The 1335-nt window shown below is 71.2% G+C and carries 2 protein-coding genes; one reads left to right on the top strand and one right to left on the bottom strand.

What is annotated here, in order from left to right:
* Positions 1 to 390 precede the first annotated feature (390 nt).
* Positions 391 to 543: a thiamine biosynthesis protein ThiC gene (locus tag ACIQOV_RS41660; protein WP_401056382.1), complete on the top strand. Its 153-nt coding sequence runs from the start codon at positions 391 to 393 to the stop codon at positions 541 to 543.
* A 94-nt stretch (positions 544 to 637) separates the two neighbouring features.
* Here ACIQOV_RS41660 and ACIQOV_RS41655 read toward each other — a convergent pair whose 3' ends face one another.
* Positions 638 to 1063, bottom strand: a complete 426-nt coding sequence (locus ACIQOV_RS41655) for a CBS domain-containing protein (RefSeq protein WP_401056380.1) — start codon at positions 1061 to 1063, stop codon at positions 638 to 640.
* Positions 1064 to 1335: the final 272 nt, after the last annotated feature.

Below are 1335 nucleotides of genomic sequence, written 5' to 3'. Positions count from 1 at the left end.
TCCACCTGCGGCAGCAGGGGCTCTATCCGCTCCCACACCACGTCCGTCAACTCGCCTCGACCTGCCACAAGATCAATTATCAGACAGGCCTTAGCCCTCGCCGTGATGGGCGGCGCGCGTCAGGAGTGGGTCCACTTCCCGCCGACGGACTGACGCTCGTCCACGCGTGGCGCTGTCCCGGGTAGCCGGAAGGCCGTTCGAGACAGCGCCACGCCCTTGGCCGGAACGGTGGTCGGATCGGTGTTCCCGGCCTGTTCGCGGGCTGATCGGCCAGACCCGGCACTTGTCCGTCGCGGCGGCGCGCCAGGCCAGTCCTGCGGTCGCGTGGGTGGGCCCATCGGGGCGTCGGTCCAGCGACAAGGTGGTGGTCTCGGCCCGAAGTTCTGCTCGATGAAGATCTCCCAGAAGATCCGCGACGAGCACGGTGACGGATCGACGGCCGTCTCCAGCGGGTTCGATGCCGAGGCTCTGGCGGGCATGGCCGAGAAGTGGGCCGAGTTCGCGGCCCGGGGCAACCGGGTCTATCTTCCGCTCGCCGACTGACCATGCGCGTCGTCGACCCTGCTCCGGGAGCCGGACGGGCTTCCCGGAGCAGGGTCGGCAGGTGCCTGGTTCGGGGCCGGCCGGGTGCCGTGGGTCACGCGGGCGCGGCGGTGAGCAGGCCGGTGGCGCGGTCCGCGGTGAGCACGCCGAGGATGTAGCCGTCCTCGTCGACGACGGGCCAGACCGCCAGGTGCTTGATCCGCATGGCGATCGAGGCCAGGGTCAGGCCCATGGTCGGCCAGGCGAACGGGCCGCGCTGGTGGGCGGTGGCGCTGACGGCGGTCCGCTCGGTGTACCAGGAGCGGGTGAGGAACGGGTGGAGTCCGGTGCGGGTGACCAGCCCTTCGCACCGGCCGTCGTGGCCGCGGACGAGGAGGTAGTCCAGGTGGGCGCCGCGGAGGATGTCGTCGGCCTGGTCGACGGTGCTGTCGTCGGCGATCTGGTAGTCGCAGGGTTCCATGGCGTCGGCGACCGTGAGGCCGTGGCCGGGCCGTGCGGGCTGGGGCGTGCGAGTGGTCACGGCATTCACCGTTCCCGTCTCCGGCCGCCCGCCGGGGCGGGGTCTGCCGGGCTGTCCTGCACCCAGAACGAAGCCGGAACGGGGACCGGGATGCGGGATGCCCTGGATGTCTCCGAGGCTACTCCTGCGGTGGTCGGCCCGGGGGAGGTTACGGCGGAGTAGCGTGGGGAGTAACCGAGGACATTCCGGACACCGGCATCAGCGTCGACGTCGCCCTGGGTCATGACGGGTCCCTCGTGGACCGGACGGGCGGCCTCAGATGATGCCGATCC

This window comes from Kitasatospora sp. NPDC091257, assembly GCF_044757675.1.
Lineage (GTDB): Bacteria > Actinomycetota > Actinomycetes > Streptomycetales > Streptomycetaceae > Kitasatospora > Kitasatospora lactacystinica.
This window is presented reverse-complemented; position numbering and strand designations above follow the sequence as displayed.

Coding starts and splice junctions, on each gene's coding strand:
- ACIQOV_RS41660 (WP_401056382.1), top strand. CDS start 391: ATGAAGATCTCCCAGAAGATCCGCGACGAGCACGGTGACGGATCGACG.